This window comes from Dickeya ananatis (genome assembly GCF_019464615.1).
In the GTDB taxonomy this organism is placed as follows: Bacteria; Pseudomonadota; Gammaproteobacteria; order Enterobacterales; family Enterobacteriaceae; genus Dickeya; species Dickeya oryzae.
The window spans coordinates 588174-614472 of record NZ_CP040816.1; the positions used below are offsets into that span (position 1 = coordinate 588174).

A 26299-nucleotide genomic window follows, 5' to 3' on the forward strand; every position below is an offset into this window, starting at 1 on the left:
GCTATACGAATTATTGGGGTATAACGGTTATTCATCATTAATCGATTTTAATTTTTGTTGTCAGCGCTGTGAACTAATGACATTAAGAATGAATGCTGACTATTTGAAAAGTATTGTCAGCCATATCACTGAAAAAATGACACTCTTTTTCTTCAGCCGGTATCGCTGACTATAAATATAGGTTTTTATTATTATCAATAAGATTCATTACACCAATAATATATATTCACGCGTATAATTCCGGATATGATAAACCGAGTGCTGCATGCTCGTAACACATTAAAAAATAATGTATTTTTTTGAGGGTTTATACTCGATGGACTGCCGGTAGCTTAATCGGGGGCCGGAAAAAGTGGATGAGACCGTGCTGTTTGAGTGCTTTCGTCCTGATCCGATTTCTTATCTATTAAAGAGACGTTAATGTTTGCTTAACGTTCGGCCGATAGAATAACTGTGTAGTGAGCAAACTTGCCGTCGAATGGTAGTTGAATCGTAGTTGAATGAATCTGTAATGGAACCATGAGGTCGTTTTACATGCTGACGTAGGAGGTTGTTATGTTCGAACAAGTGACTGTCTATTTGGCGATACTGGCCGTTATTGTTGTACCGGGATTTCTGGCCGCTTTTCTGAGCCCCAAATGGGATGACTGAATAATGCTAACCCAGCCTGATATCACACGCCCCGCCTGAAGGTAGTACATTCGTGCGGGGCGTGTCATTTTCGTTGATACGTGTCGATTATTGCCCTTTCACTTCACCCCTGCCTAATGCCTGCACACTGTTGCCCAGTGCATCGGTAGCATTCATATCCGCCCCTTTTTCCTGTAATGCCTTAAGAATTTCTGTGCGCTGAAACAGCGAAGCATACATCGCTGCAGTCTGTCCGGCGTTATTACGGGTATCCGGGCTACATTTTGCGTTCAGCAACAAGTGGGCAATTTTCAGTTCACCTTTAAACACCGCTCCCATCAGTGCGGTATTGCCACGACTATCCTGCAAGCAGGGGTCAGCACCGTGGTTGAGCAACAGTGAAACCGTGTCGTAGTGGCCGTGGTAAGCCGCCAGAATGATTGCCGTATAGCCTTTTTCATCACGGGCGTTGAGGTTATAGCCCGCGCTGATGAACTCCTTGAGTACGGTATCGTTACCCGTACGGGCTGCATCCCACAGGTACTGATTAAGCTGGTTCTGCACTTGTCTTTCATCCGTCGCCTGCACAACAGGCGTTGTGGCGACTGAATTCGACGGCTCTGTAATAGACACGGGCGGTTGTGCCTGTGCGGTGGCGTGAATGAGTGCCAGCAGGCAAAAAAAGAGGCGAAATGATTTCATGATGACGATTCCCTGGTCGTTGGCGTCGCCCGTAGAGCAACCGGGCGACGGCATTCTGTTAATCAGCCAGTTTGCTGGCCAGTGACTGTACTTTGCTCAGATCGCCTTTGGCGACACTGGTCAGGCGGGTACCGTAGGTGGCATCAGCTTTATAAAAGTAGGAAAGCATGATGGTTTTACTGTCGGTATCCGCCATCGCCAGCGCAGACCCCAGACTTTGAACCAGATCATCCTGATCTTTCTTACTGTAAGAGCGATACAGCTCGCCAGTCTGTTTGAAGTTCTGCTCTTTCTGGATTTTGCGCTGCTGGGTAGTGCCGCTCAGCGGTGTCTGGCTGTAGCGAGCAGAAACCAGTTCTTCACGTGGATACAACCGGCTTGGTTGGTAATTCACCCCGTTGTCTTGCGTGTGGCCGCTATTCAAACTGCCATCCTGATTGATGTTGTTGACCTTTTTCAGTGGCGCATTAATTGGCAAGCTCAGGCCGTTTGCTCCCAGTCGATACATCTGGGTGTCAGCATACGAGAACAGTCGGCCTTGTAGCAGACGGTCTTCTGACGGCTCGATACCCGGAACCAGATTCGCCGGTGCCATGGCGACCTGCTCGGTTTCCTGGAAGTAGTTGTCCGGGTTTTTGTTCAGTACCATCTGGCCGATTTTACGTTCGGGAACGCCAGGCCAGATTTTGGTGGCATCCAGCGGGTCGAAATCAAACTTAGCCAGATCGCCCGGGGCCAGTACCTGAATGTAAAGATCCCATTTCGGGTAGTCGCCACGGTTGATGGCGGCGACCAGATCGTTAGTCAGGTGGCTGTAATCCTTAGCCTGAACTTCCTCAACCTGTTTGGGGTCGAGATTTTTTATGCCCTGCAGTGTCTTCCAGTGGAATTTGACGTAATGCACTTCGCCTTTGGCGTTGACCAGTTTATAAGCATGAACGCTGTTACCGTCCATGTTGCGGTAACTGGCCGGTGTGCCTTCGTTGGAGTAGAGCAGGGTCAGGGTGCGGATCGATTCCGGAACGTGAGAAAAGAAATCAAACCGGCGCCCATCGTTATCCTGGTTGGTACGCGGATCTGGCTTGAACGCATGCACCATGTCCGGGAACTTGATCGCATCGCGGATAAAGAAGGTAGGGAAGTTGTTACCGACCAGATCCCAGTTGCCTTGTGTGGTATAGAACTTGGTAGCGAAACCACGCGGATCTCGCAAGGTCTCTGGGGAGTGGTTACCGTGCACAACACTTGAAAAGCGTACAAATACCGGCGTTTGACTGCCTTTTTTGAATACCTCGGCGATAGTCAGGTCCGAAATGTCTTCGGTGGCGGTAAATGTGCCGTGTGCACCGGTTCCGCGGGCGTGCACGACGCGTTCGGGAATGCGTTCACGGTCAAAGCGTTGCAATTTCTGCAGTAACTGAACATCCTGCAATAAAACCGGGCCATTGGGGCCTGCAGTCTGCGAGTTTTGGTTATCACCCACCGGCGCGCCGTTATCACGGGTCAGTGTGGCTGACAGTGCCGGGTAGGCTATCAACAGTGAAGAGATGATGGCCAGTGGTGTTTTCCAGCCGGGAATACGATGTGTGGCGGTATGATTGCTCATAACTTTCCTCATTTTCCGTATGATTATTATCAACAATAGGTTTTGATTATTGCTGTGATTCCATTGCACTGCTTTAAGCTATCAGCAGAGAAAGTTCTCCATCAGCGGCACTGATAAGGCTCATGCCCTGTTGGTGATTGCGGCTTATCTGTTTTCCCTGTTCCTGACCTGTCGTCATGACGGGTAAGAAATGGGGTTGTACTCATGGCCGACGGTGTGAATAACCTGCGGCTACCTGACTACTTTACCTTTTTTGACAAAACGGATAATGGCAGTTGTTTCTATCGAATTAATAGGTATGCCCTGAGTAGGGATTTGTGAAAAGAGTGAAAGTGACCACAGACAAGAGCAGGAATACAGATAGCGTCAAGACAGCAAGAAACGTGTTCTGTGCGTTTGGGGCTTGTCTCTGTGGGGGAGCGGATATCGGTGATGAGAAGAACACGCCTCGCCGTGTGACGAGGCGCACTGGCGCTGAGTCAATCAGTTGAAGACCATACCACCATCAATCAACAGCGCCTGACCCGTCATATAGTCAGAATCAGGGCCGGCGAGATAGGAGACACAAGCAGCCACGTCTTCCGGTTCGGACAAACGACCCAACGTGATGCGTTTGGCGAACTCTGCCGTACCGTAACCGAGTGGCTTACCTGCTGCTTCGGAAATTTGGCGGTCAATCTCTGCCCACATCGGCGTTTTGACGATACCAGGGCAATACGCGTTAACGGTAATGCCGAGCGGCGCTAAATCGCGGGCAGCGGTCTGGGTCAGGCCGCGTACGGCGAATTTACTGGAACTGTAAACCGCCAACTCCGGATTACCGACGTGACCTGCCTGAGAGGCGGCATTGATGATTTTGCCTCCCTGTCCCTGGGCTTTGAAGGCTTCTACCGCAGCCTGTATTCCCCAGATAACGCCTTTCACATTGATGTTGTAGACCTTATCAACGATTTCCGGCGTGATGTCTTCAATCAGCGTGGTAGGGGCGATACCGGCATTATTGACGATAACGTGAAAACCCCCCCATTGTTTGTGTGCGGTGCGAACCGCGTTAAATACCTGGTCACGGTCTGAGACATCCGCGGTGAGTGCTATAGCGTTGCCACCGTGCTGCTTGATTTCATGCGCTACCTGGCCTGCGGTATCGCCGTTGTAATCCACGACGGCTACGGCAAAACCATCTTTTGCCAGACGGATAGCGATGGCCCGGCCGATTCCCTGGCCCGCGCCAGTGACCAATGCGACTTTCTGTTTCATGGGTCTTTTCCTGTGTTGTGAATAAAAATACAGCCATGACAGGCAGGCTAGCGCGTGGTAATTGGAATGAAAACTTATAGTAAATATCGATAACTATCATTCTAATGGACTAACTTTTTTGCTTTTACTCTAACCCTATGGATTTACATCCTGATTTTTTCTTTTTTATGATTTTTTATTCTGATGTTTCTGTGTGAGGGTGTTGGTATGGGTTGCCCGTTGGGGGGAAAGATTGGTGTGGAGAAGGCGATAAACACAGTGTACTCTGCGAAGAGCATCATCCGGGCCGTGCCCCGCTGATATCTGTCTTGATGACTGTTTAAAAGCCGGTAACCATGAGCTACATCGATACCATCAAACACGAACTGGTTGGTTTCCTGAACGGGCTGCCAATCTATCATCCGCTGGAAGAGGTGGCGGATTCGCCTTGGGGTGAGGATGATTTTTCATGTACACCCGACAATTTGATTATTGGCGGTGGTGCGGGTGAGCATCCGGCGCTGGTTATCCATGAGCTGGGGGCGCTGGTGGCGTCCTACCTATTGTTATGCCTGCAAAAGCACAATGAATTTTTCCCTGAGCAGCCAGACCCGCTACCGATAGTCTCGGTCGATCGCTTGTACGAAATGGCGGAGCGACCTCGTGCGCTGGAGTTTTGTGGCTGGTCGATGAATCACGTCAGAGAGTTTGTCGATTTGGCTCACTCGCCGTTGCACCCTAACCCGTTATCGGAAATGGGGAGTGCGGAAGAATGGATTGAACACTCTATTGGCGAGTTTGTTTACTACTCGTTGCCGGAATTGAATCCGTTCGACACGGCGATGGCGCTGTTGCCCGGTATGGAGGCGTGGTTTCCGGGATATTGGATGTGCAATGTCACCTGTCCGCCGCCAAATTATGTCAAAACACGAAAGCAATCATTACTGTCTGGTTCATTTCAGGATCACGGTTTTTTCCGGTGGGATTACCGTTATCCACCGGAAGAGTGATCGTTGCGGTGGTGTACTGGTAGAAGGTATCTGACGTTAGCCCGCAGTGATGCAGGCTCAATAGATCGGGGATTTAACTAATCGTTTTATCTGGCATTCTGTGTGATTGACTGAGGTGAGTGATGGTGAGTGTGTCCCAATGGTTACCGTTTGCTGCTATTGCGTTAGGGTTGGTGCTGACGCCTGGCCCTAATATGATTTACCTGCTTTCTCGCACTGTGTGTCAGGGGCGTCGGGCAGGACTGGTGTCGTTATCTGGCGTGGCGCTGGGTTTTTTGTTCTATATGACCGCGGCGGCGCTCGGTATTACTGCGATCGTGATGGCGGTGCCATTAGCTTACGATGCGCTGCGAATTGCGGGGGCGCTATATTTGTTATGGCTGGCCTGGCAGGCTATACGGGGTGGCGCATCGCCTTTCCAGTTACGCCAACTTAAACCTGATAGTAATCGTCGCTTGTTCGTGATGGGGCTGGTCACCAACCTGCTTAATCCTAAAGCCGCCGTACTTTATCTCTCCCTGCTGCCGCAGTTTATCCGCCCGGAGCAGGGCAATGTCCTGGGGCAGTCGTTAACGCTTGGTATCACCCAGATATTTATCAGCATGACGGTTAATGCTTCGCTTATCATGGTCGCGGGCTATATCGCCGCCTTTCTGGCTGAACGCCCGTTGTGGCAACGAGTGCAACGCTGGCTGATGGGAACGGTACTGGCGGGGCTGGCGGTTAGAATGCTGGTAGACAGTCGGCGATAATAAGTCGCAGGTAGTCAGGCATGCGGCTGGCAAGCGTCAGCCGTTTTTCATGTATCCCACACCTCTTCTGCGCTCTTCTCCGATTTACCCGGTAAAATGATGCTATCCCCGCCAAATTCGACTTACATCCTACCAATCAACCTTACTGACCGATGACAGTTCTATACACTGAAGCTGGTAATGTTTGTCTCAACCCTTGTTGATGTTGTGTTATTCATCCCTGTCAGAGAGTAGTAGTTTTTTTCCCGCCTTCCATCAAGGCGGGATTTTTTTGCCCGTAAGATTTTTGGGGTTATCAAAAAGTCTTGCTACAGTGAGCGAAAAACTAATGTTGGCTTAATAGAGTGAAGCTAGGCTATATGCGTCCTATGCTTACACACTGATCGTATGCTCAATACAGAGAAGGAATTCCATGAAGACTAAGTATCATTCATCTCAGATTCTGTTGCACTGGCTGGCGTTTCTGTTGGTGGTGGCAACCTATGCAGCGATGGAACTGCGAGGTTTTGCTCCGCGTGGAAGCAGTGCACGGGCGCTAATGTCGACGATCCATTACAGTTGCGGTGTATCCGTTTGGGTGTTGATGATCCTGCGGGTAGTGCAACGTTTCCGTCATGCTACACCGCCTATTACGCCGCAACCTGATCGCCTGATGATGATTGCTTCTCATGCGGTGCATGGCTTTTTGTATCTGATGTTTCTGGCGCTGCCGGTATTAGGCGTCGTGGGGATGTATTATCGTGGTGATGCCTGGTCAGTCTTCGGTATTGCGATGCCGTTTGCAGCTGATCCGAATGACGACATCAGGCACACACTGCTGAGCATTCATGAACTGATTGCTAACGCAGGGTATTTCCTGGTGGGGCTGCATGCCGTTGCTGCCCTGTATCATCACTATGTGGTGCGTGACAATACGCTGCTGAGAATGATGCCCAACAAGAAATAATGTTGTGGGTGTAAAGTAAAAGACGACGGGCGGCTGGGGATTCCTCGCCGCCCGTTTTTTTATGCATTCTGGTTAGAGGAGGTCGGGGGGCCAGGGTGCTCAGCCATCTGCTTAAAGCGCAGTAATGTCTTGTGCAGCATCTCTTTCGGTAACAGCTGAAACACCTGACTGAGAGCCTTTCCCAGAAAGCCGCCTGGCGGGTCAAACCGGATGCTGAGTGTGACTTCAGTATTCTCGCTGTTTGGTATAGGGCGGAAGACCAGGCATCCTTCATTAGGAATTTTGGCGCCGGGGAGTGAACGCCAGTAGATAAACTGGCCGGGTTGCTCATCCTCAATACGTGCCCGCCATTCGATATACTGGCCGAAGGGGGCCTTCATTCGCCACAGTGAGTCTGTGTGATTAATGATGTCGATATGAGCGACATGGTTCATCAATACCGGAAGTGTTTCGGGGTTGCGCCACAAATCAAACAGCACATCAGCCGATTGGCGAATAATCAGCGAACTGCTGAGCTGATCGGCATGGCTGTCCATCATGCCGGGTCTGCGTGGGAATGTTGATGGCATAGTGTCTTCTCCCTTCAATGCCGCCCGAATGCTGCCCGAAACAGGCAATGTCTCGCGATTATTATGTCGACACGGTCATGACATTGCGGCAAACGCGGGCTGTAGAATACGGTGCAATTATCTGTTTTGGCGAGTGTACGTGATGGCTGGGTAAACCTGCAAATCCGGCAAAATAAAAGCCTGCTTTTGCGGTGTGGCTGTGGCGGTACTATTGGCTATCGCAGGACTATTGGTTATCCAGGGAGTATGGACGTGATTGGGTACCGGTCGCTCAGTGGCGTGGTCCTGGTGCAGGGCATGATGTTTTGCAGTGAGCGGAGAAATGCGTGTACTCACAAAACACGAAGAATAGTGGTCGATTTTTGGGCAGAATGGCCGGTATCTGTTACACTTTACTTAGTATTAATTGACTGCTGTGCCATGTTGGAAAGTAAGAATTTTATTTTCGATGTTCATTCTTATTTAGCCCATCGCCTGATGGGCTTTTTGTTTTCTGATAATAACGGTAAGTATTATTAGCTGCGTGTTCTTACTTTTCATGTTTATACCCGTCATACTTCAGGTGGTTGGCGTGTTTTTCTGCAGATTGAATCATCTTGAATAAATGTTTCCATTGTCACAGAAAAAATGGTTTTTATTTTTATTGTTAAGGTTTATTTAATCTCTCTGGTGTAATGTTGTTTTCAGTTAAAAACTTTCTCCGCGCCAAAACACCAGGGTTTTACTCATAATAATATAGCCTCTTTGCCCACCGTCAGGTGGGCTTTCCTTTTTGTGATTGCCATACTTCAACATGCGAGTGTATAGGCTGAGTTCATTCTTTTTTTTCTTGCTATACCTAAGTGGTTTTGGATGTTCGCTTGTTGCGTTGGTTGTCGGGAAATAAGCGGTTTTTTCATTTTTCGCATTCCCATGATAGTTGAGAGACAAGGCGGTAATAATGGAGCTGAAAGAGATATCTAAAAAATTCTGTTTTTTTTTGTTTTCCTAATGTTGGCTTAATCTTAATCCCATAGGATAGCTTTCAGGCGGAGGAAAACCGCCAACCTGTGTCTTCAGGATGCTTCATGCCAGAGAATAGTGTCATTTGCCCACCCTAGCGGTGGGCTTTTTTTTGGTTCGATAATAGTGAGTTGTATTTTCCATTTCTTATTAAATTTTTATGATTCCAGGATAAAACTAAGGTTATTTTAAGGATAGTCGGGTAGATTCATAAACAGACAGTGGATGGATAACTGTCGTGCCAGTACTACGAAATCCTTGCTGTTGAAAAACCCAATAGCTTTGCCCACCTTTATGGTGGGCTTTTTTTTATCCGTTATCGATTTTATTTTAAAATAATATGATTTAGTAAGGGATAATCATGATGGAGATTAAAAATATTTTTTTGTTGGTATCATGTTGGCGTTTTTTCTTCCGATAAATAAAATAGATGATAGGGTAAGTCAATTTTTTAATACGCACTGCATGTAAAAAAATGCGAAAAACGAAAGGGGAAACGGGAGAGTGAATGTATCGCGCTAAATACCCACCAGGGATGAAAAAACAAGAATAAATAAGGTTTCTATTATTGATTGCCAGCCACGTTGTCGCCCTGTCGCAAGCTCTGTTTCTGGTATAAAGACCATCAGAAATGAACGGGAGTAAGCGATGTTCCTGCAACTGGCAAGGTAACGGTAATAGCATACGTAGTCTGCTCGCTTGATGCGTTAATCCACCATGTAGCATACGGTATTGCGTAGCAAGAGTGTTTATACCTTCCTGGATGCCATTCCCACCAGGCCTGTCAGCTGACAGGCCTGCATTATTTTAGCGTCAGAGACCGTGTGGCTAATTAGTACTTATACCCGCCATACTTCAAGTTGCAGGTGTGTTGGCTGCGTTCGCTCACCCGAATCACTTACTTAAGTAAGTGATTCGGGATCCACTCTCTTGCCGCGTGACAAGGCTCTAACGAGCCTTGTCCTAAAGGGCCAACGCATTGCGTTTTGTCCTGCAACTCGAATTATTTAAGGTATATACATTCAATTCGGCGCGGACATTGCGGTGCGGTGTTCGGCTGTGCGCCGGGATGCTCTGTTACACCAATAAAAAAGCCCCGAGGCGGGGCATGCATGTCATAAAACGCTATCGCCGTTATTATTGTATGTAGAGCATATACCGAGACGGTGACAATACTACGACAGTCTGCTAAACGATGTTGCGCGTTGCTTCGCATTCCTGTTACGTAAAAAGGTTTTCAAAGGAAAAATGCTACCCTGAAAAAGAAGGGGCACCTTACTATTGGGCCGCGATGGATAAAACGGGATACCGTGATGACAGAAAAAGATGTATTGCAACTGAGCGTACAGCTTGGAGAGCGGCTGAAAGCGTGTCAGGCGAAGATAACCTGTGCTGAGTCCTGTACCGGTGGGTGGTTGGCGAAAGCGATCACGGATGTGGCTGGCAGTTCTGCATGGTTTGACTATGGCTTTGTGACTTACAGCAATCAGGCGAAGCAGTCGCTCATCGGCGTACAGGAAAATACGCTGACACAGTATGGCGCAGTCAGTCATGAAGTTGTGATGGAAATGGCCCGTGGGGCGCTGAGCCGTTCTGGAGCCGATTTTGCGGTATCCATCAGCGGTATTGCGGGTCCTAATGGTGGAACGTTAGATAAACCGGTAGGGACCGTATGGTTCGGTTTTAGCGATAAAGCGGGCAACATCATCACTCAGCGGATGCAGTTTGACGGCGATCGTCACGATGTTCGCTTGCAGGCCGTGGCTTTTGCTCTGCAAACGTTGCAGGAGAGATTTTTATAAAATAGGCTTGATGCTGTATGAGTATACAGTATAATGCAGCCATCGGTTCGGTGAATCATGAATAAGCAACAGCGTAGAAGCAGCGGCAGGCTGCGCGACAGGAGTAAAAATGGCTATTGATGAGAACAAACAAAAGGCACTGGCGGCAGCGCTGGGTCAGATCGAAAAACAATTCGGTAAAGGTTCTATCATGCGTTTGGGCGAGGATCGCTCAATGGATGTTGAAACGATCTCCACAGGTTCCTTGTCGCTTGATATCGCACTGGGTGTTGGTGGTTTGCCAATGGGCCGTATTGTTGAGATTTACGGTCCGGAGTCCTCTGGTAAAACGACGCTGACACTGCAGGTGATTGCTGCCGCGCAGCGTGAAGGTAAAACCTGTGCGTTCATTGATGCCGAACACGCGCTGGATCCGATCTACGCTAAAAAGTTGGGTGTTGATATCGATAATCTGCTGTGTTCCCAGCCAGATACCGGCGAGCAGGCACTGGAGATTTGTGATGCGCTGGCACGTTCTGGTGCAGTTGATGTCATTATCGTCGACTCCGTTGCTGCGCTGACGCCGAAAGCAGAAATTGAAGGGGAAATCGGTGATTCCCACATGGGGCTTGCGGCTCGTATGATGAGTCAGGCTATGCGTAAGCTGGCCGGTAACCTCAAGCAATCCAATACACTGCTGATCTTTATCAACCAGATCCGTATGAAGATTGGTGTGATGTTCGGTAACCCCGAAACCACGACCGGTGGTAACGCGCTGAAATTCTATGCGTCTGTCCGTCTGGATATTCGCCGTATTGGCTCTATCAAAGAAGGTGAAGAAGTTGTCGGGAGTGAAACCCGCGTTAAAGTTGTGAAGAACAAGGTTGCAGCGCCATTCAAGCAGGCTGAATTCCAGATTCTGTATGGCGAAGGGATTAATACCTTCGGTGAGCTGGTTGATCTTGGCGTGAAGTTTAAGCTGATTGAAAAAGCCGGTGCCTGGTACAGCTACAATGGTGACAAAATTGGTCAGGGTAAGGCGAACGCCTGTAATTTCCTGAAAGAGAACCCGGCCATCTCTGCTGAGCTCGACAAGAAGCTGCGCGAATTGTTGCTGCATAAAGGTAACGAAGCGGTATCGGGTGGCGTCAGCAGTAGTGAAAGTGCCGAGTACAATGAAGAGGCAGCTGGCGAACTGAACGACGACTTTTAATGGACGTCGTGACGCAGACAGCATGTTCTCAGGGTAATCGGTATGCCTAACGTACTCCGCTATGCAATGAATGTGCTGGCTGTGCGAGATCACAGTGAAATGGAATTACGCCGCAAGATTGCGGCGTATTTACAATCAAATATTGAATGTGAGAGTACGGAACGCTGCGCTGTACTTTCTGAATTTGATGCCCAGGTCGAACAGGCAGTCATCAGCTGCCGACAGCAAGGCTGGCTGGATGACGAGCGTTATGCCGAGCGTTATATCAGCAGCCGCAGCCGCAAAGGATACGGTACACAGCGTATCTGCGCTGAGCTCAGTCAGCGGGGCATTGACAAATCAGTTCAGCGTGTAGCCCTGCAGTCCTGCGACATTGACTGGTATTTACAAGCTCAAGAAGTTGCGAACCGTAAATTTGGCTCACCATTGCCAACGAGCTGGCAGAAGCGAGCCAAAGTTCAACGTTATTTGCTGTATCGCGGCTTTTCCCACGATGAAATTCAGTCGATATATATGAATTTTTCCGATTGAACGCATACGGGATTTTACTTCCCTCCTAAGAAAATTTATCTTATTCCCACTTTTTTGTTCGCGTTTGGCTCGGTCACGTCAGTATGTTGCACCCACCTTGCCCGCGACTGTTCTTTTAGCTTGATTTCAGGACAATTATGAGCAAGAGCACCGCTGAGATCCGTCAAGCGTTTCTCGACTTTTTCCATAGTAAAGGACATCAGATTGTCGCCAGCAGTTCGCTGGTGCCGAATAATGATCCCACACTGTTGTTTACCAATGCCGGGATGAACCAGTTCAAGGATGTTTTCCTTGGGTTGGACAAACGCAACTATGTGCGAGCCACGACGTCTCAGCGTTGTGTCCGTGCTGGTGGTAAACATAACGATTTAGAGAACGTGGGCTATACGGCGCGTCATCACACGTTCTTCGAAATGCTGGGCAACTTTAGCTTCGGTGATTATTTCAAACGCGACGCTATTACTTATGCCTGGGAATTGTTGACCAGTTCTCAATGGTTTGGCTTACCCAAGGAAAAACTGTGGGTTACGGTTTACGCCTCCGATGATGAAGCCTATGACATTTGGGCCAACGAGGTAGGTGTACCGCGTGAGCGTATTATCCGTATCGGTGATAATAAAGGCGCACCGTACGCATCAGATAACTTCTGGCAAATGGGTGATACCGGTCCTTGTGGCCCATGCTCTGAAATTTTCTACGATCATGGCGATCACATCTGGGGAGGACCGCCAGGAAGTCCTGAAGAAGATGGCGATCGTTACATCGAAATCTGGAACCTGGTCTTCATGCAGTTCAACCGACAGGCTGACGGTACGATGTTGCCGCTGCCGAAACCATCGGTAGATACTGGCATGGGGCTGGAGCGTATTTCCGCTGTTCTGCAACATGTGAACTCCAACTACGATATCGATTTGTTCAAAACGTTGATCGCCGAGGCAGCCCGTGTGGTGGGAACCGACGATCTGGACAATAAATCGCTGCGCGTTATTGCCGACCATATCCGTTCCTGTGCATTTTTGATTGCCGATGGTGTCATGCCATCGAATGAAAACCGCGGTTATGTGTTGCGTCGCATTATTCGCCGTGCGATCCGCCACGGGAATATGCTGGGAGCGAAAGAAACATTTTTCTACAAGCTGGTCGGTACCCTGATTGAAGTGATGGGGGCGGCAGGCGAAGAGCTTAAACGCCAGCAAAGCCTGGTTGAACAAGCGCTGAAGAATGAAGAAGAACAGTTTGCCCGCACACTGGAACGTGGTTTGCTGTTGCTGGATGAAGAAATCAAGCAGCTTAAAGGCGATACGCTGAGCGGTGAAGCGGCGTTCCGTCTTTATGATACCTACGGTTTCCCGGTTGATTTGACGGCAGATGTGTGCCGTGAGCGTAATCTGAAAGTAGACGAAGCTGGGTTTGAACGTGCCATGGAGGCGCAACGCCAACGGGCGCGTGATGCCAGCGGCTTTGGTGCTGATTATAACAGCCTGATCCGTGTGGATGCGTCTACCGCGTTTTGTGGTTATGAACGCACCGAGCAGCAATCGACGGTCGTCGCTATCTACCGTCAGGGTGAATCCGTGCAGGAAATTCAGGCGGGTGACGATGCGGTTGTGATTCTGAGCGAAACGCCATTCTACGGTGAGTCTGGCGGTCAGGTTGGTGATCAGGGTGAGTTGGTATCCGCTGCTGCCCGTTTCTCCGTTGCTGACGCACAGAAATACGGTCAGGCAATCGGGCACATTGGTTCGTTGGCCCATGGGGTCCTGCGGGTCAATGACAAGGTGAATGCGGTGGTGGATCATGTCCGTCGTGACCGCATTCGTCTGAACCATTCTGCGACTCACTTGCTGCATGCGGCTTTGCGCCAGGTCTTGGGTGAGCATGTCGCACAGAAAGGTTCACTGGTCAATGACAGCTACCTGCGCTTTGACTTTTCTCATCCAGAAGCGATGAAACCTGAGCAGATTCGTCAGGTAGAAGATATCGTCAATACCCAGATTCGTCGTAATCTGTCGATTGATACGGATGTGATGGCGTTGGATGCTGCCAGAGCGAAAGGCGCGATGGCGCTGTTTGGCGAGAAATACGATGAGCATGTCCGCGTGCTGTCAATGGGTGATTTTTCCATTGAATTGTGCGGTGGTACACATGCTCGTCGTACTGGTGATATCGGTTTGTTCCGGATTGTATCTGAGTCTGGTACCGCAGCAGGTATCCGCCGCATTGAAGCCGTTACCGGTGAAAATGCAATGGTTGCCCTACATGAGCAGAGTGATGTATTGCATGAAGTCACGCAGCTGGTGAAGGGGGATAGTAACAATCTGGCTGACAAAGTGCGTTCGTTGCTGGAGCGTAACCGCGGGCTGGAAAAAGAGTTGCAGCAGTTGAAAGAACAGCAGGCCGCTCAGGAGAGTTCTTCACTGTCCAGTAAGGCGAAAGAGATCAACGGTGTGAAGTTACTTGTCACGCAATTGAACAACGTTGAACCTAAGTTGTTACGGACTATGGTAGATGATCTGAAGAATCAACTGGGTTCTGCAGTGATCGTGCTGTCGACAGTCGCGGATGGTAAAGTCAGCCTGATCGCGGGTGTGACCAAAGAATTGACTGACCGTGTCAAAGCGGGTGAGTTGATTGGCTTTGTGGCAAATCAGGTCGGCGGTAAGGGCGGTGGTCGTCCGGATATGGCCCAGGCAGGTGGTAGTGATGTGGATGCGTTGCCATCAGCGTTGACCAGCGTTGAAGCTTGGGTGGTTGATAAGCTATAAATACTAAATACGTGTTATCCCGGCAAAAACGCCATGACTTTGAGTGGTTTTGGCGTTTTTGGCTTGCGGTAAGGATGGCCGTAAACAAGACTGATGAATAGGTCGTCTGTGGGACTCCAGAGACGGCCTGTGAGGCCAGTTTTGGTTGTGATAACAAAAAGCGCAAGCTGTCTTATATCGACTAAACTGAACACTAGTAACAAACAATGAGTGCGATGATGAGACATTTTCGTCATCCAGGTTTACGTCTTCCCCAACCATGATGGATAATGACGGGAGAACGGAGAGACCTGACTCTTTATAATCTTTCAAGGAGCAAAGAATGCTTATTTTAACTCGTCGAGTTGGCGAAACCCTCATGATCGGCGATGAGGTTACGGTTACCGTACTAGGAGTAAAGGGCAATCAGGTTCGTATCGGTGTTAATGCACCGAAAGAAGTGTCTGTACACCGTGAAGAGATCTACCAGCGTATTCAGGCAGAGAAATCTCAGCCTACCTCCTACTGATTGAATAGCGTCTCGTGTTGACGAGGCGCTGTTGTTGTTCGAATGTTTTTTCGTCTGCTCCCTGTGTTTCCTTATTTCCGTCAATAAATGGTTACCCGGTATTTGCTTTTGTGAATCTGAATAACTGGTTGTTTTATTGGCGATAAAGCATGCTTTTTGTTGTTAATCTGTTCTTGTTGGGTGCGAAGTGTTCAAACGGAACTGATATCGGAAAAATTGTTTGACTTATAAGACCGGGAAAGTAATATGTGCGCCACGCAGACAGGTGAGCGCTGAATGAAAACGAAATTCAGCGGTTATGTGTCGGTACGGTGAGGTGGCCGAGAGGCTGAAGGCGCTCCCCTGCTAAGGGAGTATGCGGTCAAAAGCTGCATCGAGGGTTCGAATCCCTCCCTCACCGCCATTAAATTGCATCCGTAGCTCAGCTGGATAGAGTACTCGGCTACGAACCGAGCGGTCGGAGGTTCGAATCCTCCCGGATGCACCATTTAATGGATGCGTTATGACAACAGTGTTGTCAGCAATACAATTTAAGAGAAGTTTTCAGTAAGTCTTGAAATGCATCCGTAGCTCAGCTGGATAGAGTACTCGGCTACGAACCGAGCGGTCGGAGGTTCGAATCCTCCCGGATGCACCATTCTCCTGATGCTGTTTCCTCTTGTTGTAAAATGTAGAATCTGATTAGTTTCCGAAATGCATCCGTAGCTCAGCTGGATAGAGTACTCGGCTACGAACCGAGCGGTCGGAGGTTCGAATCCTCCCGGATGCACCATCTCCTGATTTATCTTCTTTCTTCTTCCTGACGTCGCTCCTTTTATATCGCGTATTAAACGCATGTGGCTTTATGTCCTTAGTCATAGCCATTTCACTGTTTTTAATGGGGTTATTGAGTAAGCGACAATATTTTTACTTTGCGTTAAAGTAGTCCTCTCTTTTCGATAGGTACGGAATCATGATGTACGATCGCTATCAGGGCCTCATATTCGACATGGATGGCACCATCCTTGATACAGAGTCCACCCATAGCCGCGCATGGCAACAGGTGCTAGCGAAGTACGGTATGAGCTATGACGACGATGCGATGACGGCACTGAATGGTGCGCCGACCTGGCGTATTGCTGAGGTTATTCTCCATCACCATCAATCAGACCTTGATCCGCATGTACTGGCGGCTGAAAAGGCGTCTGTGACTGAAACCATGTTGATGGATACGGTGCAACCGTTACCACTCATTGAGGTTGTCAAGGCATATCATGGTCGCCGTCCGATGGCGGTGGGGACCGGCAGTACGCATGGTCTGGCTGAGCGTTTATTACGCCACCTGGGATTGCGTGATTATTTTACTGCGCTGGTAGGGGCTGACGATGTGCAACGACACAAGCCTTTTCCGGATACGTTTTTGCGTTGTGCGGCATTGATTCAGGTTGCTCCTGCGCATTGTGTTGTGTTTGAGGATGCTGACTTTGGCGTACAGGCAGCAATCAGCGCTGGTATGGCTGTTGTTGACGTAAGAACGTTGTGAGTGAGTTCTGGGCAGTATTTTCCCTGTTCTGGAGTAGCTTTCTGAGTGCAACGTTGTTGCCGGGCAGCTCAGAAGTCGTATTGATCTCGTTGCTATCGACCCACAGCGCTAGCCCGCTGTGGCTCATTCTGATTGCTTCTATCGGTAATACGCTCGGTGGCATCACCAATATTGTTATCGGGCGTCTGGCTCCTGAGCTTAAACCGCAAAAAGGGCTGGAGACGGCGCGCCGCTGGTTGCAGCGTTATGGTACGGCAGCACTATTATTTAGCTGGGTGCCGATAGTCGGCGATATATTGTGTGTACTGGCAGGTTGGCTGAGGATGCCCTGGGTGGGTTCAGTCATGTGTATTTTTATCGGAAAAACGTTGCGCTACCTGATCATCGCTGGTGTAACGCTGCAATGGACGATGGGAGCCGGGTGAGTTGTAATCATGATTGTTGCCCCCATATACCATCCATTATTCTTATTAACACAACTACATCTTCATAGCGGGAGGTCAATTTGATCCCGGACGTATCAAAAGCGCTGTCCTGGCTGGAAAAACATCCTCAGTCGATAATAGGGATCCAGCGTGGTATTGAGCGTGAAACACTGCGTGTGATGGCAAATGGGCATCTTGCGACGACTGGGCATCCAGAGAATCTCGGGGCGGCGTTGACTCATCCCTGGATTACGACGGATTTTGCCGAGGCGCTGCTAGAGTTCATAACGCCAGTTGACAAGGATATTGATCACCTCCTGGCCTTTTTGCGTGATATTCATCGGTATGTTGCCCGTCATCTGGATGATGAGCGCATGTGGCCGTTGAGCATGCCTTGCTTTATTGAAGCAGGGCAGGATATCGAACTGGCTCAATATGGATCATCGAATATTGGTCGCTTCAAAACCCTATATCGTGAAGGGCTCAAGAATCGCTATGGCGCGTTGATGCAGACCATTTCCGGTGTGCACTATAATTTTTCGCTGCCGTTAGCATTCTGGCAGGCCCGGGCAGGGATTGCCGATGCCGACAGCGGTAAGGAAGCGATTTCTGCCGGGTATTTCCAACTGATCCGTAATTACTACCGTTTCGGTTGGGTCATCCCTTATTTGTTTGGAGCCTCTCCGGCTATTTGTTCCTCTTTCTTGCAAGGTAAAGAAACTCATCTGCCGTTTGAGCGTTCAAAAGGCATGCTCTATCTGCCCTATGCTACATCATTGCGATTGAGCGACCTGGGTTATACCAATAAGTCGCAGAGCAATCTCGGTATTACCTTTAATAGCCTCGAAGGCTATGTATCGGCACTGAAAAAGGCTATTCGAACGCCCTCGCAAGAGTATGCCAGGATTGGTCTTAAGAAAGATGGGCGTTATCTGCAACTGAATACCAACGTGTTGCAGATTGAAAACGAACTGTACGCCCCGATTCGTCCCAAACGCGTCACTCGTCCTGGAGAGTCACCTTCCGACGCGTTGCTGCGGGGCGGTATTGAGTATATTGAAGTGCGTTCGTTGGATATCAACCCGTTCTCGGCGACAGGTGTCAGCGAAGAGCAGGTTCGGTTCCTCGATCTGTTCCTGATCTGGTGTGCACTGGCGGATGCGCCGGAAATGAGCGAAGCAGAATTGCTCTGTACACGCAAAAACTGGAATCAGGTTATCCTGGAAGGACGTAAGCCCGGACAAACAGTAGGGGTGGGATGTGACACGGCCCGTCAACCTATCGCAGAGGTTGGGCGCGCGTTGTTTGCTGATTTACGTCGTGTGGCGGAACTGTTGGATCAAGAGCAGACTACGCCGTACTATCGACAGGTCTGTGACCAACTGGTGGAAGGGTTCGATGATCCCGACAAGACTTTCTCCGCCCGGATACTGGCGATGATGCTGGAGCAGGGGAGCGGTGGTGTGGGCCTTCAACTGTCCGCTCAATACCGTGAGCAATTATTGCAAGAGCCACTGGAAATTTTGTCTGAAACCCAGTTTGCTTCAGAGTGTGAGCGCTCATGGCAGCACCAGCGTCAACTGGAGTCGGAAGATACGCTAAGCTTTGACGTTTATCTGGCCGATCAGTAAGGTCTATAAAAGAAAACGCCACCCGATTGTCATCGGGTGGCCAAAGAAACATCTCTGATAATAGGGATGATGATAATAAATGCGCGTCTTTCATATGTTATGACCGGTATCGATAAGAAAAGTTTCCTGGAAACGAGAAATAAATTTTTCACGAGGAGGTAGCAACATGCCATTACTGGATAGTTTTACTGTCGATCATACTCGTATGGCTGCACCTGCCGTTCGGGTAGCCAAAACCATGACAACCCCTCATGGTGATACGATTACCGTGTTTGATTTGCGTTTCTGTCGCCCGAACCATGAGGTCATGCCAGAGCGCGGTATCCATACTCTGGAGCATCTGTTCGCTGGATTTATGCGTGATCACCTGAACGGTGATGGTGTGGAAATTATCGATATCTCTCCAATGGGATGTCGCACCGGTTTCTACATGAGCCTGATTGGTACGCCGCAAGAGCAGCGTGTGGCTGATGCCTGGAAAGCGGCGATGGCGGATGTGCTCAAGGTTACGGATCAACGTAAGATCCCTGAGTTGAACGAATATCAATGCGGTACCTATGAGATGCATTCTCTGATCGAGGCACAGGATATTGCGCGTCATATTTTGGATCAGGGGGTTCTCGTCAATAAGAACGACGATCTGGCGCTGCCGGAAGACAAGCTGGCCGAGTTGCATATCTAAGCGATGTGAATACTTCGCGTTGTAAACACTCGCGTTGTAAAAAAGAGAGCATTGCTCTCTTTTTTTTATACCTCATCGCGCCCACCGCCTTCGGCAGGTTACGAGCGTCAGTGTGCCAGAAAGTTCTGGATGACCCGGCTGCCAAAGTAGGAAAGCGTCAGGAGTAATGCGCCAATAAGATTGAACCATACAACCCGGCGCCCGCGCCAACCTTCGTGGTAGTGACCCCAAAGCAGCAGAATATAGACAAACCATGCCAGCAAGGAGAACAGCGCTTTATGCAGGTTCTCTTTATTGCTGAGCAGATCATTCATGTAGATAAGCCCGGTACACAGCGTGAGCGTCAGCAGAATGACGCCGATCTGGGTAATGTGGAACATTTTTCGTTCGATACCTAGCAATGGCGGCATATCAGCGGTAAACCCCAGCCTCTTGGTTTTCAGCATATAGTCCAGCAGTGCCAGTTGTAATGCATACAACGCGGCAATCATCAGCGTGGCATACGCAAACAGCGCCAGACCGATATGTACCATCAGGCCTGGTTGTGCTTCGAGGTGGGTAATAAATTCACCAGGCATGAAACTGGCAAAGGCCAGATTGATGAAGGCAAAGGCGTAGACGATGGGCAACAAAAACCAGCCGCGATTACGTGACGCTACGATAGTCATCACGGTACAGATAATCAGGCTTATTAGTGAGCCCATATTGAGCAGGCTCAGGTTTTGCCCAACCTGTACGTTGAAAATACGCTGATACAAGGCCACTGCATGGCAGATCAGGGCGATCGTGGCGGAGACGACGGCCAGACGGCGGTAGGCTCCGTTTTTCCGCACCAGGCTCGGAATAATCAATCCCAGACTGAGGAAATAGGTCGCTAAAGCTACAATGGCGAAGACAGACATAGCAATGGGTTATTCGCTATCAACTAAGTAAAATGAAAGGTCAGTATAGCCGTAGTCGACACCGCCACCAACCAGTTATCCGTGCCGTTGCACGCAGATTGGTCTGGCTTTCGTGTTATACTTACCGCCATTCGCGTCGCGGTAGCGGCCAGTTTCACATTGAGCATGAGATATGTTTGAAAATTTAACCGATCGACTATCGCGCACTCTGCGCAATATCAGCGGCCGTGGGCGGCTGACGGAAGACAATATCAAGGATACGTTGCGTGAAGTCCGTATGGCTTTGCTGGAAGCGGATGTGGCGCTGCCAGTGGTGCGTGATTTCATTAACCGTGTCAAAGAACAAGCGGTGGGCCATGAGGTCAATAAGAGCCTGACGCCGGGTCAAGAGTTCGTCAAAATTGTGCAAAACGAGCTGGTGGCAGCCATGGGCGAAGTCAACCAGGCGCTCAATTTGGCGGCTCAACCACCGGCTGTCGTGTTAATGGCTGGCCTGCAAGGGGCAGGTAAAACTACCAGTGTTGCTAAACTGGGTAAATTCCTGCGTGAAAAGCAGAAAAAGAAAGTTCTGGTTGTCTCGGCGGACGTGTATCGCCCGGCAGCTATCAAACAGTTGGAAACATTGGCACAGACTGTTGGTGTTGATTTCTTTCCTTCTGATGCGAATGAAAAACCCGTTGATATCGTTAATCACGCCCTACAGCATGCCAAACTGAAGTTCTATGATGTGCTGTTAGTGGATACCGCCGGCCGTCTGCATGTTGATGACGCGATGATGGACGAAATCAAGCAGGTGCACGCGTCGATCAACCCGGTAGAAACGCTATTCGTTGTTGACGCGATGACGGGGCAGGATGCTGCGAATACCGCGAAAGCCTTCAATGAAGCGTTGCCGTTGACTGGGGTGATTTTGACCAAGATCGATGGTGATGCTCGCGGCGGTGCGGCGCTCTCCATCCGTCATATCACCGGCAAGCCTATCAAGTTCTTAGGTGTGGGCGAGAAGACCGACGCACTGGAGCCTTTTTACCCCGATCGTATCGCCTCCCGTATTCTGGGGATGGGCGACGTACTCTCGTTGATCGAAGAGTTAGAAAGCAAGGTTGATCGCTCTCAGGCAGAAAAGCTGGCCAAGAAACTGAAAAAGGGCGATGGCTTTGACCTGACCGATTTTCTGGATCAACTCAAACAGATGCGCAACATGGGTGGCATGGCCAGCATGATGAGCAAGCTGCCGGGCATGGGGCAGATTCCAGATAACGTCAAATCGCAGATGGATGACAAAGTGCTGGTGCGTATGGAGGCTATCATCAACTCCATGACGCTACAGGAACGTGCCAAACCAGAAATCATCAAAGGGTCGCGCAAGCGTCGCATCGCAATGGGGTCTGGTATGCAGGTGCAGGACGTTAACCGGTTGCTGAAACAGTTTGACGATATGCAGCGCATGATGAAAAAGATGAAGAACGGCGGTCTGGCCAAGATGATGCGTGGCATGAAAGGAATGATGCCGCCAGGTTTTCCGGGCCGTTAAGACGTAATGTATGACCCCGAAAGAAAAGTCGATGGTGTGAACGCATGGTTTTAGATTGCTTTTTGCACCAAAATGAGTAAAATCTTCGGGCTTTTTATATGACACTGGGCCCCGTTCCTCGATGGGGCCCGGTTGTTTTATTAACTAAAGAGGATGTTATGGTAACAATTCGTTTGGCACGTGGCGGCGCTAAAAAACGCCCGTTCTATCAAGTCGTTGTGACCGATAGCCGCAATGCGCGCGACGGTCGTTTCATTGAGCGCGTAGGTTTCTTCAACCCGATCGCTACCGGTAAAGCAGAAGCTCTGCGTCTGGACCTTGACCGTATCGAGCACTGGGTTGGCCAGGGCGCTACCGTTTCTGATCGCGTTTCCGCGCTGATCAAAGACGCGAAAAAAGCAGCATAATCTGTTGCGGTGGTGGTAATGAGCAAGCAACTCAGCCCGAAAGCCCCGGTCAACCCGGTTGTATTGGGAAAATTGGGGTCGACGTACGGCATTAAAGGTTGGCTCAGAGTGTTTTCATCCACCGAAGACGCCGAAAGCATTTTTGATTATCAACCTTGGTTTATCCGGAATAAAGGGCTGTGGCAACCGATCGAGATCGAGAGCTGGCGGCACCATAATCAGGACCTGGTCATCAAGATTAAAGATATTGACGATCGGGAAGCAGCGAATTTATTGACCAATTGCGAAATTGTCGTGGATTCGGCTCAATTGCCTGACTTGGATGAGGGTGATTATTACTGGAAGGATCTTATTGGTTGCGACGTTGTCACCGTAGGTGGCTACGAACTGGGAAAAGTCATCGATATGATGGAAACCGGTTCTAATGACGTTTTGGTCGTAAGAGCCAACCTGAAAGATGCTTACGGGGTTAAGGAACGGTTGATTCCGTTTCTGACTGAACAGGTTATCAAGCATGTTGACCTGTCTACGCATCGTATTGAAGTAGACTGGGATCCTGGTTTTTGAACTCTATAGAGTCTGCAGTCAATGAGTGGAACGGTACTATGTGGATTGGGGTGATTAGCCTGTTTCCTGAGATGTTCCGCGCTATTACTGATTATGGAGTCACTGGCCGGGCAGTTAAAAATGGCCTGCTGAGCGTACAGTACTGGAGTCCTCGAGACTTCACTTACGATCGACACCGTACTGTGGACGATCGCCCTTATGGCGGCGGTCCCGGTATGTTGATGATGGTGCAACCTTTGCGGGATGCCATCCATGCAGCGAAAGCAGCGGCAGGCGAAGGGGCCCGGGTGATTTATCTGTCACCGCAGGGTCGCAAACTGGATCAGCAAGGCGTACGTCAACTCGCCGCACACCAGAAGATGATTCTGGTTTGTGGAAGGTACGAGGGCATTGATGAGCGAGTCATTCAAACCGAAATTGACGAAGAATGGTCAATCGGTGACTACGTTCTCAGTGGTGGCGAACTGCCAGCAATGACGCTGATTGATTCGGTCGCCAGGTTTATTCCCGGTGTTCTGGGTCATGAGGCATCGGCACAAGAAGATTCTTTCGCCGATGGATTGCTGGATTGTCCCCATTATACCCGTCCTGAAGTGTTGGAAGGTATGGATGTACCGGCGGTGTTGCTGTCGGGCAATCATGCTGAAATACGCCGCTGGCGTTTGAAGCAGTCGCTGGGCCGAACCTGGCTTAGAAGACCTGAACTTCTGAAAAGCCTAGCTCTGACTGACGAGCAAGCAACGTTGTTGACTGAATTTCAACAGGAATATCAGTCTGAACAACAATGAGTATTAGGGGGGCGTTGCGGCAGTGCCGGGCGAACCCAAATATCAGTTTACCTAGGGTAAGAGACATATTATGAGCAATATTATCAAGCAGCTTGAACAAGAGCAGATGAAGCAAGACGTACCTGCATTCCGTCCGGGTGACACCGTGGAAGTTAAGGTATGGGTCGTTGAAGGTTCTAAAAAACGTCTGCAGGCATTCGAGGGCGTGGTTATCGCAATTCGTAACCGCGGTCTGCATTCTGCATTCACTGTTCGCAAGATTTCTAACGGCGAAGGTGTAGAGCGCGTATTCCAGACGCACTCTCCGGTAGTGGATAGCATTACCGTTAAACGTCGTGGTGCTGTGCGTAAAGCCAAACTGTACTACCTGCGTGAGCGTGCTGGTAAGTCTGCTCGTATCAAAGAGCGTCTTAACTAAGCATCCGCTTTCGCAACATCCGAAAGCGATAAGGGGTGGCATTTGCCACCCCTTTTTCTTTTGTACCTATGGTATGTGTACCTTTATGGTATATGCAGTGCGTTTCCAGCCGGTCTGTATGATAAAAGCGCTAGCGGGATGAATGGACTGGGAGAGCATCTGCAGCACGCTGCCACACTTTTTTTAACGTTTCTGCGTCATTGGCCCCATCACAACTGGGAGGAAAGGGTTTTCCCGCTCGTCCCCAGGCATCAATGTTACTGGTATTGCACCATGCGCGCTGACCGGCCTGATATCCATCCAGATAAGCGTGGCGATCTACATCTGGGTTACCAAACCATTCTGACAGTGTTTCGTCATCTTTGACGATAAGTCCACTGCTTGCGTCGTTATACCCAGCCTCATACCAGACGCTATGCTCGTTTTTAGTCGGTGACGTTGATGGTGGAGGCTGACAGCCGACAAGAAGCAATAACCCCACGAGTACCATACCGTTTCTCATGATTGAACCTGTACTATTTGCTGCTGGATAGATGATTACCCCTAATATTACGCAATTCCCTGTTTTTCCTTTAATGATTTCAGATAGAGAACGGCTATTCACGGCTTTTTGCTGCCAGATTGAACGCCTGAGCTCTCCCTTCAACCGTGATGTTGAAAGCGAGTAGGGGATGTTGATAGCGTAAAGAATAGGTTGTGTATAAAATACTTTACGGTTGTGGTTTGTGTATGCCAACTGGTTTCAACCAGGAGTCGGTGACAAGATGTCCAATAATCAGATTGCATTCATTTATCGTTATTGGTGAGAAACAGTGTGTTTGTTCTTTAATGTATTCATATTTATTGGTTTTTTTTCGTATTTTTAGCGAGGTTTTGTAAAAAGAGATCGGAGTGGTACGTTACTTCTTTCCTGTTTTGCTGTAGTGACAACATATTCTTTTAATCCACACTGCCAGCATCTGTGATGCAGGTACGATTTTCCACTAGTAACTTTAACTTTACACTTATGGCTTGTGGTGTTTACGGTCTGTGTGCTAAGGTGGGAGCCTGTTACTGATAATGACGACCGCTCCCTTCATACCAAAGGAATAAACAGGATCACCATCATGCAAAAAGACACGCTCAATAATATCCATATCAGCGCCGAACAGATTCTCATCACGCCTGACGAACTGAAAGCCAAATTCCCGCTTAACGAGCCGGAACAACTGGCGATAGCGCAAGCGCGTAAAACCATTGCTGACATTATTCATGGCAATGATAAGCGTCTGTTGGTGGTGTGTGGTCCCTGTTCTATTCATGATACGGATGCCGCACTGGAATATGCCCGTCGTCTGCAGTCTTTATCAGCCGAATTGAGCGATCGGTTGTATATCGTTATGCGTGTCTATTTTGAAAAACCTCGTACTACCGTTGGCTGGAAGGGGCTTATCAATGATCCTTACATGGATGGTTCCTTTGATATGGAGGCGGGGTTACATATCGCCCGTGACCTGTTGTTGAAACTGGTCAATATGGGGTTGCCGCTGGCGACCGAGGCATTGGATCCCAATAGCCCGCAATACCTGGGTGATCTGTTTAGCTGGTCGGCGATTGGCGCCAGAACCACCGAATCCCAGACCCATCGGGAAATGGCTTCCGGGTTGTCTATGCCTGTAGGGTTCAAGAACGGTACAGACGGTAGTCTGGGGACGGCTATCAATGCGATGAAAGCCGCTTCAATGCCACACCGTTTTGTGGGCATCAACCAGAGTGGGCAGGTATGTCTGCTGCAAACACACGGGAACCCAGATGGGCATGTAATCCTGCGTGGCGGTAAAACGCCGAATTACAGTGCAGAAGACGTCGCTGAATGCGAAAAACAGATGCGCGATGCGGGACTGAATCCGGCGCTGATGATAGATTGTAGCCACGGTAACTCCAACAAAGACTACCGTCGGCAGCCGCTGGTAGTCGAGTCTGTGATTGAACAGCTCAAATCGGGCAATCGTTCTATCATCGGATTGATGCTGGAAAGTCACATCCATGAAGGCAATCAGTCATCCGAGCAACCGCGAGCGAACATGCGCTATGGTGTGTCGGTGACCGATGCCTGCATCAGTTGGGAAAGCACAGAAACATTGTTGCGCTCGGTTCATAAGGAACTGGGTGCGATAAGCGCCAATCAGTAAG

The 26299-nt window shown here is 49.4% G+C and carries 26 protein-coding genes and 4 tRNA genes; 24 read left to right on the forward strand and 6 right to left on the reverse strand.

The features are described from left to right. Positions 1-555 precede the first annotated feature (555 nt). The gene (gene mgtS / locus FGI04_RS02515) at positions 556-651 is read left to right on the forward strand and encodes a protein MgtS (protein ID WP_012885835.1); all 96 of its coding nucleotides are present in this window, start codon (positions 556-558) and stop codon (positions 649-651) included. Between the two features lie 87 nt (positions 652-738). Here the strand turns inward: mgtS and FGI04_RS02520 are convergent, their stop codons facing one another. The 3 genes from FGI04_RS02520 to FGI04_RS02530 form a co-directional block, all read right to left on the reverse strand. Next, positions 739-1332 (reverse strand): ankyrin repeat domain-containing protein, encoded by a 594-nt coding sequence (locus FGI04_RS02520; RefSeq protein WP_342699887.1) that lies wholly within the window; start codon positions 1330-1332, stop codon positions 739-741. A 58-nt stretch (positions 1333-1390) separates the two neighbouring features. Further along, complete coding sequence (gene katB, locus FGI04_RS02525) at positions 1391-2938, reverse strand: catalase KatB (protein ID WP_407273918.1); 1548 nt, start codon at positions 2936-2938, stop codon at positions 1391-1393. Between the two features lie 483 nt (positions 2939-3421). Further along, the gene (locus tag FGI04_RS02530) at positions 3422-4195 is read right to left on the reverse strand and encodes a (S)-acetoin forming diacetyl reductase (protein ID WP_019845287.1); all 774 of its coding nucleotides are present in this window, start codon (positions 4193-4195) and stop codon (positions 3422-3424) included. A gap of 335 nt (positions 4196-4530) precedes the next feature. Between FGI04_RS02530 and FGI04_RS02535 the strand changes: the two genes are divergently transcribed. The 3 genes from FGI04_RS02535 (at position 4531) to cybB (ending at position 6882) form a co-directional block, all read left to right on the forward strand. Then, positions 4531-5184: a hypothetical protein gene (locus FGI04_RS02535; RefSeq protein ID WP_038905347.1), complete on the forward strand. Its 654-nt coding sequence runs from the start codon at positions 4531-4533 to the stop codon at positions 5182-5184. 122 nt (positions 5185-5306) lie between these two features. Beyond that, the gene (locus FGI04_RS02540; RefSeq protein WP_038905346.1) at positions 5307-5936 is read left to right on the forward strand and encodes a LysE family translocator; all 630 of its coding nucleotides are present in this window, start codon (positions 5307-5309) and stop codon (positions 5934-5936) included. Positions 5937-6348: 412 nt separating this feature from the next. Then, a complete protein-coding gene (cybB, locus tag FGI04_RS02545; protein WP_038905345.1) occupies positions 6349-6882 on the forward strand; it encodes a cytochrome b561 in 534 nt (177 codons plus the stop codon). A gap of 59 nt (positions 6883-6941) precedes the next feature. Here the strand turns inward: cybB and FGI04_RS02550 are convergent, their stop codons facing one another. Next, a complete protein-coding gene (locus tag FGI04_RS02550; protein WP_342699885.1) occupies positions 6942-7451 on the reverse strand; it encodes an SRPBCC family protein in 510 nt (169 codons plus the stop codon). Between the two features lie 111 nt (positions 7452-7562). Here FGI04_RS02550 and FGI04_RS02555 point away from each other — a divergent pair, with 111 nt between their 5' ends. From FGI04_RS02555 to luxS, 14 genes are all read left to right on the forward strand, one after another. After that, positions 7563-7970 carry a hypothetical protein gene (locus FGI04_RS02555; RefSeq protein ID WP_342699884.1) on the forward strand — a complete coding sequence of 136 codons (408 nt, stop codon included), beginning with the start codon at positions 7563-7565 and terminating at the stop codon, positions 7968-7970. A 1796-nt stretch (positions 7971-9766) separates the two neighbouring features. Continuing rightward, positions 9767-10255: a nicotinamide-nucleotide amidase gene (gene pncC, locus FGI04_RS02560; RefSeq protein WP_407336201.1), complete on the forward strand. Its 489-nt coding sequence runs from the start codon at positions 9767-9769 to the stop codon at positions 10253-10255. Between the two features lie 109 nt (positions 10256-10364). Further along, on the forward strand, positions 10365-11447 hold the full coding sequence (recA, locus tag FGI04_RS02565; RefSeq protein WP_168366262.1) for a recombinase RecA: 1083 nt from the start codon (positions 10365-10367) through the stop codon (positions 11445-11447). Positions 11448-11489: 42 nt separating this feature from the next. Further along, positions 11490-11978 carry a recombination regulator RecX gene (gene recX, locus FGI04_RS02570; protein ID WP_407336202.1) on the forward strand — a complete coding sequence of 163 codons (489 nt, stop codon included), beginning with the start codon at positions 11490-11492 and terminating at the stop codon, positions 11976-11978. Between the two features lie 137 nt (positions 11979-12115). Beyond that, positions 12116-14743, forward strand: coding sequence for an alanine--tRNA ligase (gene alaS / locus FGI04_RS02575; RefSeq protein ID WP_342699881.1), 2628 nt, complete (start codon positions 12116-12118; stop codon positions 14741-14743). Positions 14744-15065: 322 nt separating this feature from the next. After that, entirely contained in the window at positions 15066-15251 is a 186-nt protein-coding gene (gene csrA / locus FGI04_RS02580) for a carbon storage regulator CsrA (protein WP_005972168.1), read from the forward strand. 310 nt (positions 15252-15561) lie between these two features. Then, a tRNA-Ser gene (locus FGI04_RS02585) sits at positions 15562-15654 on the forward strand. 7 nt (positions 15655-15661) lie between these two features. Continuing rightward, a tRNA-Arg gene (locus FGI04_RS02590) sits at positions 15662-15738 on the forward strand. 73 nt (positions 15739-15811) lie between these two features. Further along, positions 15812-15888 (forward strand) — tRNA-Arg (locus FGI04_RS02595). A gap of 58 nt (positions 15889-15946) precedes the next feature. Next, positions 15947-16023 (forward strand) — tRNA-Arg (locus tag FGI04_RS02600). Positions 16024-16206: 183 nt separating this feature from the next. Beyond that, positions 16207-16773, forward strand: coding sequence for a fructose-1-phosphate/6-phosphogluconate phosphatase (yqaB, locus tag FGI04_RS02605; RefSeq protein WP_342699950.1), 567 nt, complete (start codon positions 16207-16209; stop codon positions 16771-16773). Next, positions 16770-17198 carry a YqaA family protein gene (locus tag FGI04_RS02610; RefSeq protein ID WP_342699880.1) on the forward strand — a complete coding sequence of 143 codons (429 nt, stop codon included), beginning with the start codon at positions 16770-16772 and terminating at the stop codon, positions 17196-17198. Before yqaB ends, FGI04_RS02610 begins: the two co-directional genes overlap by 4 nt. Positions 17199-17278: 80 nt before the next feature. Continuing rightward, complete coding sequence (gshA, locus tag FGI04_RS02615) at positions 17279-18829, forward strand: glutamate--cysteine ligase (RefSeq protein ID WP_407336204.1); 1551 nt, start codon at positions 17279-17281, stop codon at positions 18827-18829. A gap of 166 nt (positions 18830-18995) precedes the next feature. Next, positions 18996-19511 (forward strand): S-ribosylhomocysteine lyase, encoded by a 516-nt coding sequence (luxS, locus tag FGI04_RS02620; protein ID WP_342699878.1) that lies wholly within the window; start codon positions 18996-18998, stop codon positions 19509-19511. 107 nt (positions 19512-19618) lie between these two features. Here luxS and FGI04_RS02625 read toward each other — a convergent pair whose 3' ends face one another. Then, positions 19619-20413: a cytochrome C assembly family protein gene (locus FGI04_RS02625; protein WP_407273917.1), complete on the reverse strand. Its 795-nt coding sequence runs from the start codon at positions 20411-20413 to the stop codon at positions 19619-19621. 172 nt (positions 20414-20585) lie between these two features. On the opposite strand from FGI04_RS02625, the gene ffh reads away from it, so the two are divergent. From ffh to rplS, 5 genes are all read left to right on the forward strand, one after another. Next, positions 20586-21947 carry a signal recognition particle protein gene (gene ffh / locus FGI04_RS02630; RefSeq protein WP_038905329.1) on the forward strand — a complete coding sequence of 454 codons (1362 nt, stop codon included), beginning with the start codon at positions 20586-20588 and terminating at the stop codon, positions 21945-21947. A 158-nt stretch (positions 21948-22105) separates the two neighbouring features. Further along, positions 22106-22354 (forward strand): 30S ribosomal protein S16, encoded by a 249-nt coding sequence (gene rpsP / locus FGI04_RS02635; RefSeq protein WP_012885817.1) that lies wholly within the window; start codon positions 22106-22108, stop codon positions 22352-22354. An 18-nt stretch (positions 22355-22372) separates the two neighbouring features. After that, positions 22373-22921: a ribosome maturation factor RimM gene (rimM, locus tag FGI04_RS02640; protein ID WP_016942120.1), complete on the forward strand. Its 549-nt coding sequence runs from the start codon at positions 22373-22375 to the stop codon at positions 22919-22921. A 38-nt stretch (positions 22922-22959) separates the two neighbouring features. Further along, positions 22960-23709, forward strand: coding sequence for a tRNA (guanosine(37)-N1)-methyltransferase TrmD (gene trmD / locus FGI04_RS02645; protein WP_248589200.1), 750 nt, complete (start codon positions 22960-22962; stop codon positions 23707-23709). A 70-nt stretch (positions 23710-23779) separates the two neighbouring features. Then, positions 23780-24127, forward strand: a complete 348-nt coding sequence (gene rplS / locus FGI04_RS02650) for a 50S ribosomal protein L19 (protein ID WP_012768745.1) — start codon at positions 23780-23782, stop codon at positions 24125-24127. 130 nt (positions 24128-24257) lie between these two features. On the opposite strand, the gene FGI04_RS02655 is transcribed toward rplS, so the two are convergent. Then, positions 24258-24863: a DUF2799 domain-containing protein gene (locus FGI04_RS02655; protein ID WP_407336205.1), complete on the reverse strand. Its 606-nt coding sequence runs from the start codon at positions 24861-24863 to the stop codon at positions 24258-24260. Between the two features lie 370 nt (positions 24864-25233). Here FGI04_RS02655 and FGI04_RS02660 point away from each other — a divergent pair, with 370 nt between their 5' ends. Continuing rightward, a complete protein-coding gene (locus tag FGI04_RS02660; RefSeq protein ID WP_019845307.1) occupies positions 25234-26298 on the forward strand; it encodes a 3-deoxy-7-phosphoheptulonate synthase in 1065 nt (354 codons plus the stop codon). Position 26299 lies beyond the last annotated feature (1 nt).

What these genes read in the sequence shown, in the direction of transcription:
- mgtS (WP_012885835.1), top strand. Translation starts at nt 556, where the DNA reads ATGTTCGAACAAGTGACTGTCTATTTGGCGATACTGGCCGTTATTGTT.
- FGI04_RS02520 (WP_342699887.1), bottom strand. Translation starts at nt 1,332, where the DNA reads ATGAAATCATTTCGCCTCTTTTTTTGCCTGCTGGCACTCATTCACGCC.
- katB (WP_407273918.1), bottom strand. Translation starts at nt 2,938, where the DNA reads ATGAGCAATCATACCGCCACACATCGTATTCCCGGCTGGAAAACACCA.
- FGI04_RS02530 (WP_019845287.1), bottom strand. Translation starts at nt 4,195, where the DNA reads ATGAAACAGAAAGTCGCATTGGTCACTGGCGCGGGCCAGGGAATCGGC.
- FGI04_RS02535 (WP_038905347.1), top strand. Translation starts at nt 4,531, where the DNA reads ATGAGCTACATCGATACCATCAAACACGAACTGGTTGGTTTCCTGAAC.
- FGI04_RS02540 (WP_038905346.1), top strand. Translation starts at nt 5,307, where the DNA reads ATGGTGAGTGTGTCCCAATGGTTACCGTTTGCTGCTATTGCGTTAGGG.
- cybB (WP_038905345.1), top strand. Translation starts at nt 6,349, where the DNA reads ATGAAGACTAAGTATCATTCATCTCAGATTCTGTTGCACTGGCTGGCG.
- FGI04_RS02550 (WP_342699885.1), bottom strand. Translation starts at nt 7,451, where the DNA reads ATGCCATCAACATTCCCACGCAGACCCGGCATGATGGACAGCCATGCC.
- pncC (WP_407336201.1), top strand. Translation starts at nt 9,767, where the DNA reads ATGACAGAAAAAGATGTATTGCAACTGAGCGTACAGCTTGGAGAGCGG.
- recA (WP_168366262.1), top strand. Translation starts at nt 10,365, where the DNA reads ATGGCTATTGATGAGAACAAACAAAAGGCACTGGCGGCAGCGCTGGGT.
- recX (WP_407336202.1), top strand. Translation starts at nt 11,490, where the DNA reads ATGCCTAACGTACTCCGCTATGCAATGAATGTGCTGGCTGTGCGAGAT.
- alaS (WP_342699881.1), top strand. Translation starts at nt 12,116, where the DNA reads ATGAGCAAGAGCACCGCTGAGATCCGTCAAGCGTTTCTCGACTTTTTC.
- csrA (WP_005972168.1), top strand. Translation starts at nt 15,066, where the DNA reads ATGCTTATTTTAACTCGTCGAGTTGGCGAAACCCTCATGATCGGCGAT.
- yqaB (WP_342699950.1), top strand. Translation starts at nt 16,207, where the DNA reads ATGTACGATCGCTATCAGGGCCTCATATTCGACATGGATGGCACCATC.
- luxS (WP_342699878.1), top strand. Translation starts at nt 18,996, where the DNA reads ATGCCATTACTGGATAGTTTTACTGTCGATCATACTCGTATGGCTGCA.
- FGI04_RS02625 (WP_407273917.1), bottom strand. Translation starts at nt 20,413, where the DNA reads ATGTCTGTCTTCGCCATTGTAGCTTTAGCGACCTATTTCCTCAGTCTG.
- ffh (WP_038905329.1), top strand. Translation starts at nt 20,586, where the DNA reads ATGTTTGAAAATTTAACCGATCGACTATCGCGCACTCTGCGCAATATC.
- rpsP (WP_012885817.1), top strand. Translation starts at nt 22,106, where the DNA reads ATGGTAACAATTCGTTTGGCACGTGGCGGCGCTAAAAAACGCCCGTTC.
- rimM (WP_016942120.1), top strand. Translation starts at nt 22,373, where the DNA reads ATGAGCAAGCAACTCAGCCCGAAAGCCCCGGTCAACCCGGTTGTATTG.
- trmD (WP_248589200.1), top strand. Translation starts at nt 22,960, where the DNA reads ATGTGGATTGGGGTGATTAGCCTGTTTCCTGAGATGTTCCGCGCTATT.
- rplS (WP_012768745.1), top strand. Translation starts at nt 23,780, where the DNA reads ATGAGCAATATTATCAAGCAGCTTGAACAAGAGCAGATGAAGCAAGAC.
- FGI04_RS02660 (WP_019845307.1), top strand. Translation starts at nt 25,234, where the DNA reads ATGCAAAAAGACACGCTCAATAATATCCATATCAGCGCCGAACAGATT.